Source organism: Pseudomonas sp. TE3895 (assembly GCF_056278855.1).
Genome location: NZ_JBWBQE010000001.1, coordinates 4,299,308 through 4,311,954, shown reverse-complemented (window position 1 = coordinate 4,311,954; position 12,647 = coordinate 4,299,308). Strand labels below are relative to the sequence as shown.

Sequence of the window (12,647 nt, the reverse complement as noted above, 5' to 3'; positions counted from 1 at the left end):
GTAAACTCCTGTTATCGGCCAATGAAACAACCGGAGTTTGCCCGACGGGACAGGGCATCTCAATAGATGGACTCCATCGCCCTCAGCGTAAGCATCAGGACGGTGCGCGCGTCAGGTTTGGGCCAAATTTGGGCCACAGCCCACCTTTGCTCGGTTGAAGCACAAAGGGTCCGACCGGGTATGCGGTTTTGGACGCCATACGCCGGAGCGTGGCCATCCGCTAGGCCAGGTTGTCCATCCGCCGGTAATTCATGGCGCTCGCCTGGCGGAACACCGTAGCCACTTTCCTTGAGCGACCGTGCGTTGACCGCGCGGCGATTGAAGGGGGGCTGGTGGTGCGATCACGGCTGTTAAACGAAAAGCAGCTGTAAAAAAATGTAACACACACCTTAAGCAGTGAATTCATTGGAACAGCTGTGTATTCTGTCTCACCAGTCAAGAATATGAGTTCAAGGTCCGTTCCATGCGTAATCGCGGCAAAATCTATTGGGAATGGGCCAATTCTGAGTTGCATTCCCGGAACTACGATGAGCGCCTACCCTGTGGCACTTTAATCAACATCCAAGCCCGACTCTCACTTGAAAACGCCACTCAACTTTTCTTAGGTATCTACGGGAAAAAAGGCGTGCTCTTGCTCGAAGAGGTACACCCTGACTGCCGTGGACAGAAACTGTCTGCGGCGATGGCCTGGGCGCTCGAGCGTGCTCACGACTGGTTCGCCAAGGCGTTTCCTACGCCCAAAGCACCAGGGCCTGAACCCCTCCCGCGCAGAGGCTCGCGTCTTCACGGATAACGATGCAGGGAAAACGGAACGCTCGTCAGATCGCTTGAGTCGTATCTCCATCAAAAGCGCATTGAGGCGCCCAGTTGGAGAAAGTGATGAGCCTTCAGTTCACCAGTCATGACCTTTACGTGCATTCCTACCTTGGCTACCAGGCATCGATTTACGTGCTGTGGGAGTCGAGCGTCGAATTTCCCACGGGGATGTTGGTCGCGGTAGGGAAGCCGGGCGCAACGGCGCGAACCCTGCGTGTGAGGCGACCATTCTCCTCTTCGACAGAAGCCATTCTCGAAGGGAAGGTTATGGCTGAACAGTACGTGGAAAGTCAGAAAAGCGGAGCTTGTCCTGCCAGGTGAATTCGCCGAGGCCTGCGATCGGACCCACCGCAACCACGGGCAGGTCGACTGCCTTCGAATCTGTGCAGCTGTTGATAACGGTATTCCCTGTTCGTCGAGTCGTGCCATTTCAACAGTAACGGCTTGGGCAAGTGCCATTGTGGACGGTGGTGTTACCAATCGTCGTGCTGCGCGGTTTCCAAGTCGACCCGGTCCCCGAGTCGAAACCCTGCACATCAGTGGTCGATGATGTTGCGCTGCCGGTACGAGGGCCGGCATGGTCTACTACCGCTTCACTGAAGCGGCTCTATCAGCTCAGCGCCTTGGTTGCGCACATTGCCAATGGCTGTGCTCACTCGATACCACTCGAAGGCCTCGGCTGGCTCGCCCAGGTTGAGCGCCATCTGCTCGGCCTGTTCGCCCGGCGTCGCGGTTTTCATCCACTCACGCGCAAGGTCTGGGGCCAAAACCACTGGCCTGCGGTCGTGCACATCCACCATTCCGCCCTGGGCATCGGCCGTAATGATGACGAACCCATCATGCTCGCTGCCAGCGAACTGGCCGATGCTGGCGCAAAGGGAAGGGCGCCCGTCCCGGCGTCGGATGTAGTACGGCTGTTTCTTCGGTCCGCCTTCATCGACCCATTCATACCAGCCGTCGATCGGCGTTATGCCTCGGTGCGGCCAGATCGCCCGGAAGAAAGGGCCGTGTGCCACCTTTTCGACCCTGGCGTTGATCGGCGCGGCACGGTCGGTCGCCCAATGCGGCCGCCAGCCCCATCTCACCAGGTCCGCCCGCGGGCCTGCTTCATCCAGTCGCAATAGTGCCACCGGCGTGGTCGGCGCGACGTTGTACCGGCCAAGTGGCTGGTCGCCGACGTTGTTCCGCCAGGCCTCTGGCAGGCTCAGGGTTTCGACAAAGTCGTGTATGACTCGGTACTGACTCAACCTTCCACACATGCGCGGCCCTCCTGCCAGAGCAAGCATAGCGCTTGGGCGTATCGCCGGTGTGGAGGGGGGCGACGGCGTGCCGTACGCGCAGTCCCGGCGGTGCAGGGCTGAATGAGCGCCCCACCTCCATTCAGCACGGCGCCAAGTCTGATCTTCCAGGCGTTATAGGCTCGTTCGAGGGGACCCGAACGAAAATGCAGTACTTACCACCCTCCATCGATTCAAAGGCCACCAGCTTTTCCACCAGCGCGGCGCTCAAAACCTTGCCGGCGTTAAGCAGCAACATGCCGTTGTCGGCGTTCAGGTTGCGCGCAAGCACCATTCCCGGCGCCAGGTCACGGGTGGTACACACCTGGACTTCAGGGTCCACCAGGGTGAGATCGCTGTGGAACGAGGCGCAAACCTGGACGAAATCCTCAAGGAGTGCCGGGTCATACAACCGGCCGGCGTACTTGCGCAGGTAGAGCAAGGCCTCATCGCTGTTCATCTGCCGTTCAAGAATCAAACCCCGTTGCAGCTCAACGAAGTCCACGGCCAGCTTGAGCAAGCGAGCGCCGAACGGGATAGCTTCACCCTTGAGCCGGTCGGGGAAACCGCTGCCGTCCCAGTGCTCCTGGTGATGCAGGATCAGGCGCGCTGCATCTTTCATGGGCTCAAGGGTCATCAGCAGCGCTTCACTTTGGCGTGGGTAGTCGCGATAGCGGTCGCGGTCGCCGTGCATCAGCTGGTCCGATGGGGCTACGATCATGCTATCCGGCCAACTCAATTTGCCTATGTTGTACAGCGCCGCAGCCATGGCCAGATCGCGGCTTATCGCCTCGTCCAAGGCGTGGACCCGACAGTAGCAACGCACCAGTTCGATGATCTGTCGATTGGTCTGCTTGGCTGGAGGCAGCCGCAGATTAGCCAACATCGAGAACACCTCGGTCCCAGTCACATAGCTGTGTTTCAGTTCTTCGTAGGCCAGATCGAGCATGTCAGCGGTCTGCTGCAGCTCCGCGGTACGGGCTGCAACGCGTTTCTCCAAGTCGTTATTGAGCAGTCTCAACTGGGCGTTCTGCCGACGTGCCAGCAGCTCCAGGCGTTGGCGCTCGCGTTCGGAATGCTGGTGGTCCAGGGCCTGGCGCAAGGTCATCAGCAATTCGTCGTCGTTCCAGGGCTTGCTGATGTAACGGTGGATTTGACCGTCATTGACGGCCTTGATAATTGCGCTTGGGTCGGCATAGCCGGTCAGCAAGATCCTGACGGTCGATGGGTGATGCTGATTGATCTGTGCCAACAAGGTGGCGCCGTCCATCCCGGGCATGCGCGCATCGCTCATCACCAGATCAACCGGGCCCTCGGCCATCTGCGCCAGTGCCTGCTCGCCGCTGGTCGCCAGCTTCACGTCATAGGGTTGGCCACGCAATAGCCGACGCAGACTGCTAAGGATCGACTCCTCGTCGTCCACTAGCAACACGGTCGGCCGATAGGGTGGGTTCGGGTTCGGTTGCACGTCCATGGCAGGCCTCACGCGGTCGATCGATGGAGGCACTCGAGCTCAACGAGCGCTTAGGGCAAAGGCTAGATCATTTTTCCGCGACAGGTGTCGGAGCAAGGCGTGGCGGGTGGCAGGCAAATTGTCTGGAAGGCATCTAACCTGACGGCATGGCACCACCCTTCTGTATATCCGTCAGCCCAGGGAAAAGGATTCTCCCGGATGTTCGCGCATACAACCTGTCGTTTTCGTTCCGTTCTTCGCCCGCAGCGCTTGCGACGTTGCCTGAGCCTGTGGGTGCTACTCGTTATGAGTGTGGACAGCGGGGCCGAGCTGCTGGACGAGCCGCTCAAGCCGCTGCCTCCGATACCCACTCTGGCACCTGGGCGTGTCGAGTTGGGCCGCCAGTTGTTCAACGATCCGCGGTTGTCGCGCAACGGCACACTGTCCTGCGCCAGCTGTCACCGTCTGGACAAGTACGGGGCCGATGACCGGGCGTTTTCCATGGGGGCAGATGGCCTGCCGCTTACGCTCAATACGCCAACGGTACTCAATGCCAGCCTTAATTTCCGACAGTTCTGGAATGGCCGGGTCGAGTCACTCGAGGAGCAGGGGGATGCGGTGATCACCAGCGCTCACGAGATGGGCGGAGACTGGCGCGTGATCGAGCAGCGCATCGCCGCAGACGTGCGTTACCGCAAGGCGTTCAAGGATGCCTACCCGGACGCGGTGACAAAGGACAACATCCTCAGCGCGTTGGCCGATTACGAAAGGACGCTTCTTACCCCCGGCGCACGCTTCGATCGTTACCTGCAGGGCGATACCGAGGCGCTTACCCTGGAGGAAAAATACGGCTACCAGCGCTTCAAGGACTATGGCTGCATCGCCTGCCACCAAGGGGTGAATATTGGGGGCAACATGTTCCAGAAATTTGGCGTGTTCGGCGACTACATCGCGGACCGCGGCAACCCCACCGAGGCGGATCAGGGCCGCTTCAACGTGACCGGAGAGGAGGCCGACCGGGGTGTGTTCAAAGTGCCGAGCCTGCGTAATGTGGCGATGACCGCGCCCTATTTCCACGATGGCTCGGCGCCTACGCTGGAGCGTGCGATCGACGTGATGTTCCAGTATCAGCTTGGACGAATCGCAAGCGATGAGGACCGCAGGCTCATCATGCTGTTCCTCAAAACCCTTACTGCTGAAAAGGCGGGTCAGCCATGAGGGTGATTTCCCGGCGCACAAGCCTGATTCTATTCAGTGGGTTGGTCCTTGTACTGGCGTCGATGCTGCTGTACTTGTACCTGAATTCCGGGTCAGAGCAGACCCAGACCTACAATGAATCCCGAGATCTCATTCGTCAGCTCAAGCAACAGGATGCTGTATGGGAAAACGAGGTGCTCAAGGCCCGAGTAGCCGTCTCCCATAACTATGATCCACTCGTGACCCCCCTCAAGGAGATGAAGCGGCTGTGGGCACGATTCGACAGCCGGGAAGCCGAGCAAGGGCGCGTTGACTCAGACCAGTGGCGCGATGCCTATGACGGTTTTCTCTCTGCGTTTGGGGAAAAGGCTCGGCTCGTGGAGCAATTCAAATCGCACAATGCCTTGTTGCGAAATTCGTTGGCATTTCTACCCACAGCCGAAGACGGCATTCAGGCCCAGATCAACACCATGCTGGCCCCGAATCAGCCGGAGGTACACGTATTCGTCACTGACACTTATGACCTGTTGCTAAGTGCCCTGGAGTTCGCACAGGTTACCTCTGTGGAAAGGGCTGCCGAGATAGAGGTGGGGTTAGGTAACCTGGCTGTTAACGCGCAGAACCTGCCCAAAGAATTCCAGACGCCCCTCAATTTGTTGAGCAATCACGTGGCGTTGATCCTGCGCGAGCAACCTGTCGTCAACCGCCTGCTCGAACGGATCGAGGCGATCCCGGTTGCCGAGCGCCTGGATACGATCACCAGCCTCCTGGACAGGGATCAACAGCAGGTTGAAAGGATCAACCGTAAAAACCATCTCTACACGTTATGGCTATCCGGCTTGCTGATGTTCTCGGTCATTTGCCTGGCTGCGTTGTTGGTGCGCAGCTTCGCCGAGGTGAGACGGGTCAACAACGCATTGCAAAGCGCCAATGACGTCCTGGAACAGCGGGTCGAGGAACGCACCCTGGCGCTCCGGAACGCTCAGAGCGAGCTGTTCAACGCCGCGCGCCAGGCAGGTATGGCGGAGATCGCCACCAATGTGTTGCACAACGTGGGCAACGTGCTCAACAGCGTGAACACATCCTCTGATCTCATCGCTCGAACGTTGCGCAGCAGCAAAACCCAGGGTTTGGGCAAGGCCATGCAGCTGTTCCGCGAGCATGCCACTGACATCGGTCGGTTTCTCGACGAGGATCCCAGAGGCCGGTTGCTTCCCGGCTACCTCAACCAGCTGACCGAGGCGATTGCCGATGAACAGAAGGAGATGGCGATCGAGCTGGAACGAATGAACAAGAGCATCGACCACATCAAGGAAGTGGTGGCCACCCAGCAATCCTACGCCGGGGCTAAAAATGTGCCAGTGCCGCTGTCGGTCAACGACCTGGTCGAGGACGCGCTGCGCATGAACGCAGGCGCGTTGACCCGGCATCAGGTGAGGGTAGTGCGCGACTTCGCAGATCTGCCTCTGGTGATGGGCGACCGGCATCGGCTGTTGCTGATACTGATCAACCTTATCAGCAACGCCAAGTACGCCATGTCCGGCCCCGGCAGCGACCCACGGACGATGATCCTCAGGACGCGCATCATTGATGGGGGCTTGCTGGAAATGAGCGTGCTGGACGAAGGCGAAGGCATTGCGCCCGAAAACCTGCAGAAGATCTTTGCCCATGGCTTCACCACGCGCAAAGACGGGCATGGCTTCGGCTTGCACAGTTGCGCCTTGGCCGCCATCGAGATGAATGGTCACCTGACCGCACACAGCGACGGCCCTGGCCTAGGTGCTGTCTTTACCCTGAGGATCCCGCTGATCGCGGTGACGGAGCCTGCATGAGTGACCTGACCAATCGCCGGATTCTGCTGATCGATGACATGCCGACTATCCACGAGGATTTTCGCAAGATCCTTGCCCCGGCCAAAGCGCAGAACACTGAGCTGGACGAGATGGAAGGGTTGTTGTTTGGCGAGCAGATCAAGAACGAACGACCGGTATTCGAACTCGATTCAGCCTATGGCGGTGAGGAAGGGCTCGGCCTGCTGAAGCGTGCGCTGCAGGCCAGCAAGCCTTACGCGTTAGCCTTCGTCGACATGCGAATGCCAGGTGGATGGGATGGCGCTCAAACCATTGAGCACCTGTGGGAAGAGGATCCGCTGTTGCAGGTAGTCGTCTGCACCGCCTACTCGGACTATTCCTGGGATGAGTTGCTCGACCGGCTGCAGGCCCACGATCGCCTGCTGATCCTGAAAAAACCGTTCGACAACATTGAGGTCCAGCAAATGGCCAGCACCTTGCTGACCAAGTGGGAAATGACCCAACGAGCCTCGCTGAAAATGCATCAGCTCGAACAGCGGGTAGAGCGGCGTACTCAGCAACTGACCCAAGCCAGCGAGGCGCTGCAGCAGGAGATGGAGGAGCGCAAGCAGCTGGAAAGCCAGCTGGTGCAATCGGAGAAGCTCGCCTCGTTGGGGCAGATGGCCGCCGGCGTGGCGCACGAGATCAACAATCCGATCGGTTTCGTGTCCTCCAACCTGGGCACTCTGGGAGGGTACTTTCAGCAACTGTTAGCGATGCTCGACGCCTATCGCGAGGCCGAACTGATGCTCGGCGCAAACGAAACCACTGGGCGCTTGCAAAGGCTTCGTGAGCAGACGGAGCTGGAATTCCTCATGGAAGACATCCCGATCCTCATCAAGGAGTCCAAGGACGGAATCGGTCGAGTGGCGCATATCGTCAAGGACCTCAAAGACTTCTCGCGCGTTGACAGCGCTCAGCAGTGGCAATTAGCCGATTTGCAGCAGGGCATTGACTCCACGCTTAACATCGTCGCGAGCGAGCTGAAACATAAAGCCGACCTGGTAAAACGGTACCAGCCGTTACCCCCTGTCGAATGCCTGCCGTCGCAGATCAACCAAGTAATAATGAACCTTGTGCTCAATGCCGCCCAAGCCATGGGCCCCGAGCGGGGCACCATCACATTGGGCACTGTTCATCAAGGCGCCTGGGTGTGCATCGACGTTGCGGATACTGGCGCTGGGATAGCACCGGAGAACATCAAGAAAATCTTCGATCCTTTTTTCACCACCAAGCCCGTCGGCCAAGGAACCGGGCTAGGCCTGTCCCTTTCCTACGGCATTGTAAAGAAACATGGAGGAGAGATATCCGTATCAAGCCAGGTCGGAGTGGGAACAACGTTTCGTGTGCAACTGCCGGTAAAGCAGAGCGCAACGCTGTGATAGCGCACGCGGGGTGGGTATGCCACATCCCCAAAAGGGCAGGGGGTGCGTGCCCCGACGATCCCGCCAACAAGTCAATGTTTTGCGGTGGCGAGTAGCCGATAGCGTGAGAAGGGCGTGCCGTCGATATCCACCTCTGCGTCAAGGCAAAACCCCAGGCGAAGAATACCTTTGATTCGAGTTCTGGTTGATGGAAGCAATAGGGTAATGGACGCTAGCCCCATCTCCTGGAAAGCGCGCCGTACGATCTCATCGAAAATCACTCTGCCAAGCCCCCAGTAGTCTGGATGAAGCACCAAGGCAAGATCAGCGTCGCCGTCTTCCTGCTGCAGGCCACCCCAGCCGGCGAATTGACCGTCAACGAAAAAAGCCCAGGGGCCATAGCCATTCAGTGCCCATTGGGCCTCTTTTTGGGCAACCCACACCTTGCATTTGCGTTCGTCAAAGTCGGGACGACCCAAGGGCATTTGGCGCAAGACATCGGGGTTGTTGTTGAGTGCGATGATGTCAGCGATGGGGGCGTCGCTGAGACGCCGGAAATGCAGCTGCATGATGTGCCTTGTCGAACGGCTTTAAACCTGATTTATAGCGCCTGCCATTGCCCCTTTTCAATCGTCTGATTCGTACGAGCTGAGACAATTCATGACATCGAAGAAACTGGGCCGAATATTCCGACGCTGAGTTCTGCGCCCTGGCCGAACGGTATTAGGCAGGATCGATGCATAGGCCGCCAATGGCGCGGCCTGAGGCCCGATTCTCGCGCTAGACCAACGCGCCAAACAAGTGCCCCACCAGTGCCGTGACGCCCATGGCCAACGCCCCCCAGAAGGTCACCCGCCAGGCGCCTGTCATGATGCTGGCACCGCCAGCCTTGGCGGCAATAGCCCCCAATGACCCGAGAAATACCAATGACATGCCCGATATCCAGGGGGCCACGCTGTGCTCCGGTGCGACAAACGTCACCGCCAGCGGCAAGGCGGCGCCCACCACGAAGCTCGCGGCGGACGCCAGGGCGGCCTGCAACGGTTTGGCGGTGAGCGTGGCGCTGATGCCCAGTTCGTCGCGGGCGTGGGAGCCCAATGCGTCATGGGCCATCAATTGATCGGCCACTTGATGTGCCAGCTCGGGTGCTACCCCACGCTGTATGTAGATGTTGGCGAGTTCGGCGTGCTCAGCTTTCGGGTCGCTGGCCAGTTCTGCCCGTTCGCGGGACAGGTCCGCCCGCTCGGTATCGGCCTGGGAGTGCACCGAAATGTACTCGCCAGCGGCCATGGACATGGCCCCGGCCATCAGCCCCGCCATTCCGGTGACCAGCAACGTGGCGTGGCTGGCGTTGGCCGCCGCGACCCCAATCAGCAGGCTGGCGGTAGAGACAATGCCGTCGTTGGCACCCAGGACAGCGGCGCGTAGCCAGCCGATACGATCACTTCTGTGTGCCTCGGTGTGCCTGTGCATGAATTTCATTGTTTGACGCGGCTCCCTGTCATCAGGCGGTTCACGTTGCACGGGTGCCGAGCGGGCCGGCAGCCGGCGTCAGCGGGCTTCAATTTGCACCTGCAGCTGTCCGCCGACAATGGATATTTCCCTGAACTGCTCACCTTCGCGCAGCACGAACAGCGCGTCCATCCCGCGTTCCTGAGCCAGACGAGGGCCCTCGGTTTCGCCCAGGACCATCAGCGCCGTGGCCCAGGCATCGGCGAGCATGCACGAGGTCGCCACCACGGTAACGGCGGCGAGCGAGTTGCACAGTGGTGCGCCGGTGGCCGGGTTCATGGTGTGAGCATAGGACTGACCGGCCACGTCGATCCACTGTCGGTAGTCCCCGGAGGTCGCGATTGAGGTATCGCTAAGTTCCATCACACCCATGACTTCACGCACGCCCCTTTTGGGCTTTTCCAGGGCCACGACCCAGCATTGTCCGTCAGGTTTGACGCCCCGGGCGCGCATTTCGCCATCGATACCGACCAAGTACCGCGTGATACCTGAACCTTCCAGGCAACGGGCCAGTTCATCCACGCCAAAACCTTTGGCAATCCCACTCAAGTCAAGGTTCGCCGGCGCGCGCTTGCGCACCTGATTGCGTTGTGGCTCAACCTCCAATGCGGCGTCGGCTGACAGCCAGGTGCGCGGCGCAATTGTGCCGATCCCCTGCGCTGTGACCTGCCGCGCCGCTGGGCCGAAGCCCCACGCGTTCACCAGGTCACCGACAGTGATGTCGAAGGCGCCGCCGGATTGTCGACTGACGCGCAATGCAGCAGACAGCACCATGGCCAGTTCCTTGGGCACCGATACCCATTCCTGCTCGGGGGCGGCATTGAGGCGGTTGAGGTCCGACTCGGGTTTCCAGGTGGACATTTGCTGGTCCACCCGGGCCACGGCGCGGGCCAGCTGCTGGCCAAGTTCGTCGGTATCCATCCCGGGCCCGGCATAAAACAGGGCAGTGTAGCGGGTGCCCATGGTTTCGCCGTTCAGGCTATAACGCTGCAACTCAGTAGACATCTTCACGGTAGCGTCCTTGTGCCTTGAGGATCAGCACGCTGAGGTTGAGGGGCGCCAAGACTTCATCCAGGGCCTGCATCACGCCTTTGGCCATTTCGCGACTGCCACACACCAGCACTTGGGCACCTTTTTCAATCAGCCGGCGCAAAGCGAGGGCATCACTGATCAGCCGGTCTTGTACGTAGCTGCGCTCCTGGACTTGAGAAAAGGCGGCGTGCAATTGCGTCAGGCGGCGGTCCGACAAGTATTGGTTGAGCTCCGGTTCGTAGAGAAAGTCCGAGGCCGGGTTGCGCCCGCCCCAATACAGGTGCATCGGGTGTCGGGCCTTGTTGTTGCGGATAAAGCCGGCCAAAGGACCGATACCGGTACCGGCGCCGATCAGGATTACCGGGTGCGTGCCCGATGCCGGACGAAATTGCGGGTTGGGCTGAATGAAGGCGTCAATCTGCGCGCCAATGTCCAGGCCGTGAAGAAACTCCGAGCACATGCCCCCGTTGTGTTTACGCACGCAGATCTCCAGCACGCCGTCCTGGGAACCGCTGGCCAGCGAGTAGAAGCGCGGGATTGGGCTGCCCGGGGGCAGAATCCCGACCAGGTCGCCGGCCAGAAAATTCGGCAGTCCGCCGCGAGCTTTGAAGCGCAGGACATGGGTCGGTGCATTTACCTGTTCGCCATAGGCAATCCGCTCTGTCAGCTCCAATGAATGGGTACGCGGCTGCTGCGGGGTGTGAACCAGCGCCAGCGCCTGCCCCAACACGTCGCCCAGCGCGTGGCCCCAACGCGCAAACGCCTGAGGGCACTGGCGGTTTACGGTTTCCAGCCCCAGCAATGGCGAGCCACCGGCCTGCAACATGGCGTCCTGCACTTGTTGGGCGTACTGACAGAACTGCGCAAACTGGCGGTCGCCCAGGCCCAGCACCGCAAAGGGTAGGCCGGGCTTGATGCCGGTTTTGGCCAGCCGCGCCAGGAACTGCGAAGCCGAAGCCGGCGCATCGCCGTCACCGTGGGTCGCGGTGAGGATGAACACTCGTTTGGCATTAGGGTAATCGCCCAACCAGTCATTCATCGCCGCGCTGTGCACCTGATGGCCGCTCTGGTGCAAGGCGTCATGCAAGGTTTTGGCAAAACCCCAGGTGCTGTTGTTTTCACTGCCCACCAGAATCACGCTGTCGGCGGCATGAGCAGGGCTGTTGTGGCGGAGGCTCGGGCCAGCCTTGCGGCGGCGCCACCATAACAGAATGCCAGTCACGCTCATCAACGGCACGCAGAGGGCGCAGAGCCCGAGCAACAGGCCCAGCCACCAGAGGCCTTCGCCAGTGTGCAACTGGTAGACCAATTCATAGAGGTTTAGCATCGGGTCGTGGGCTTGATAGGACAGCAAGGCGCCGCTGGCCTGGTCCACGTAGCCATCGCCCTGTGCTGTGCGCAGGGAAAACACATCGCGAGGGTTGCCGGGGCTCGGGTAGACCAGCTCGCGCAGGTCGTTCAGGTCGGTGGCCTGCAAGGCCTGCAGTTTTGCCACCGGCAAGGCCGGGCCGGCGCTGACGTGGGCAGGGAAGGCGGGTTCACCTTGACTGCCGTCGGCGATAAAACCAAACGTGGTGGCGGACAGGTAGGCCCCGCTCAGTGCCGACAACAACAGCCCGAGCAAGGCCAGTCGCCCGACTTCAGCATGCCAGCGCTGGCTGAAAGTGCCCCGCAGCGGCCGTAGCAGGTTGCGCCAGCCACCCAGGCGTCGGGCCAGCAATAGCGCGCCGGACACTGACAGCGCCAGCATGAGCAGGGCACCAACACCCGACACCCCATGGCCCGGCGTGCCAAGGAACAGCGAGCGGTGCAGGTCTTTCACCCAGCGGGTGAACGCGGATGGCTCGTAAGGGGCGAGCCCTTGGCCGGTCAGTGGGTCGACCTTCTCCGCCCCGGCCTTGCCGTTCTGGTTGTAGTAGACGATCACCGTGCCGGACGCTGAGCGCTGGATCTGCTCCACCCCCGTAAAGTGGTTGGCCACGCGCCCGGCAAGTTGGCCGACGTTGAGTTGCCCGGCAGAAGTGGACGTGCTGTGCAGACGCTCCAGCGCCGGCTCGACAGACAGAATCGCGCCGCTGCTGGCCAATACCATGACCAACAGGGCGGCGATCAGGCCAGGAAGGGAATGGAACTGACGAAGCATGTT

The 12,647-nt window shown here is 60.3% G+C and carries 10 protein-coding genes; 4 read left to right on the top strand and 6 right to left on the bottom strand.

All coding sequences use genetic code 11. The features are described from left to right. The first annotated feature begins 879 nt into the window (after window positions 1–879). Window positions 880–1,137, top strand: coding sequence for a hypothetical protein (locus ACZ889_RS19425; RefSeq protein WP_252460857.1), 258 nt, complete (start codon window positions 880–882; stop codon window positions 1,135–1,137). 272 nt (window positions 1,138–1,409) lie between these two features. Here the strand turns inward: ACZ889_RS19425 and ACZ889_RS19420 are convergent, their stop codons facing one another. Then, window positions 1,410–2,075, bottom strand: a complete 666-nt coding sequence (locus ACZ889_RS19420; RefSeq protein ID WP_476257697.1) for an SOS response-associated peptidase — start codon at window positions 2,073–2,075, stop codon at window positions 1,410–1,412. Window positions 2,076–2,196: 121 nt separating this feature from the next. Continuing rightward, window positions 2,197–3,567 carry a response regulator c-di-GMP phosphodiesterase, NosR family gene (gene nosR / locus ACZ889_RS19415; RefSeq protein ID WP_180689958.1) on the bottom strand — a complete coding sequence of 457 codons (1,371 nt, stop codon included), beginning with the start codon at window positions 3,565–3,567 and terminating at the stop codon, window positions 2,197–2,199. Between the two features lie 198 nt (window positions 3,568–3,765). Between nosR and ACZ889_RS19410 the strand changes: the two genes are divergently transcribed. Genes ACZ889_RS19410 through ACZ889_RS19400 form a run of 3 tightly spaced genes read left to right on the top strand, consistent with a single transcriptional unit; the run spans window position 3,766 to window position 7,975 of the window. Beyond that, window positions 3,766–4,764, top strand: a complete 999-nt coding sequence (locus ACZ889_RS19410; RefSeq protein ID WP_180689959.1) for a cytochrome-c peroxidase — start codon at window positions 3,766–3,768, stop codon at window positions 4,762–4,764. Next, a complete protein-coding gene (locus tag ACZ889_RS19405) occupies window positions 4,761–6,575 on the top strand; it encodes a DAHL domain-containing protein (protein WP_476257696.1) in 1,815 nt (604 codons plus the stop codon). The genes ACZ889_RS19410 and ACZ889_RS19405 overlap by 4 nt, the downstream gene beginning before the upstream one ends. Then, window positions 6,572–7,975: an ATP-binding protein gene (locus tag ACZ889_RS19400; RefSeq protein WP_476257695.1), complete on the top strand. Its 1,404-nt coding sequence runs from the start codon at window positions 6,572–6,574 to the stop codon at window positions 7,973–7,975. The genes ACZ889_RS19405 and ACZ889_RS19400 overlap by 4 nt, the downstream gene beginning before the upstream one ends. Before the next feature lie 74 nt (window positions 7,976–8,049). Here the strand turns inward: ACZ889_RS19400 and ACZ889_RS19395 are convergent, their stop codons facing one another. From ACZ889_RS19395 to ACZ889_RS19380, 4 genes are all read right to left on the bottom strand, one after another. Further along, the gene (locus tag ACZ889_RS19395) at window positions 8,050–8,526 is read right to left on the bottom strand and encodes a GNAT family N-acetyltransferase (RefSeq protein WP_012052503.1); all 477 of its coding nucleotides are present in this window, start codon (window positions 8,524–8,526) and stop codon (window positions 8,050–8,052) included. Between the two features lie 211 nt (window positions 8,527–8,737). Next, window positions 8,738–9,439, bottom strand: coding sequence for a VIT1/CCC1 transporter family protein (locus tag ACZ889_RS19390; RefSeq protein WP_476257694.1), 702 nt, complete (start codon window positions 9,437–9,439; stop codon window positions 8,738–8,740). Window positions 9,440–9,508: 69 nt separating this feature from the next. Further along, complete coding sequence (locus ACZ889_RS19385; RefSeq protein WP_476258026.1) at window positions 9,509–10,474, bottom strand: FAD:protein FMN transferase; 966 nt, start codon at window positions 10,472–10,474, stop codon at window positions 9,509–9,511. Further along, a complete protein-coding gene (locus tag ACZ889_RS19380) occupies window positions 10,464–12,644 on the bottom strand; it encodes a PepSY domain-containing protein (RefSeq protein ID WP_476257693.1) in 2,181 nt (726 codons plus the stop codon). Before ACZ889_RS19380 ends, ACZ889_RS19385 begins: the two co-directional genes overlap by 11 nt. Between the last annotated feature and the right edge of the window lie 3 nt (window positions 12,645–12,647).

Excerpts from the sequence above, each read along its gene's own strand:
- ACZ889_RS19425 (WP_252460857.1), top strand. The coding sequence starts at position 880 with ATGAGCCTTCAGTTCACCAGTCATGACCTTTACGTGCATTCCTACCTT.
- ACZ889_RS19420 (WP_476257697.1), bottom strand. The coding sequence starts at position 2,075 with ATGTGTGGAAGGTTGAGTCAGTACCGAGTCATACACGACTTTGTCGAA.
- nosR (WP_180689958.1), bottom strand. The coding sequence starts at position 3,567 with ATGGACGTGCAACCGAACCCGAACCCACCCTATCGGCCGACCGTGTTG.
- ACZ889_RS19410 (WP_180689959.1), top strand. The coding sequence starts at position 3,766 with ATGTTCGCGCATACAACCTGTCGTTTTCGTTCCGTTCTTCGCCCGCAG.
- ACZ889_RS19405 (WP_476257696.1), top strand. The coding sequence starts at position 4,761 with ATGAGGGTGATTTCCCGGCGCACAAGCCTGATTCTATTCAGTGGGTTG.
- ACZ889_RS19400 (WP_476257695.1), top strand. The coding sequence starts at position 6,572 with ATGAGTGACCTGACCAATCGCCGGATTCTGCTGATCGATGACATGCCG.
- ACZ889_RS19395 (WP_012052503.1), bottom strand. The coding sequence starts at position 8,526 with ATGCAGCTGCATTTCCGGCGTCTCAGCGACGCCCCCATCGCTGACATC.
- ACZ889_RS19390 (WP_476257694.1), bottom strand. The coding sequence starts at position 9,439 with ATGAAATTCATGCACAGGCACACCGAGGCACACAGAAGTGATCGTATC.
- ACZ889_RS19385 (WP_476258026.1), bottom strand. The coding sequence starts at position 10,474 with ATGTCTACTGAGTTGCAGCGTTATAGCCTGAACGGCGAAACCATGGGC.
- ACZ889_RS19380 (WP_476257693.1), bottom strand. The coding sequence starts at position 12,644 with ATGCTTCGTCAGTTCCATTCCCTTCCTGGCCTGATCGCCGCCCTGTTG.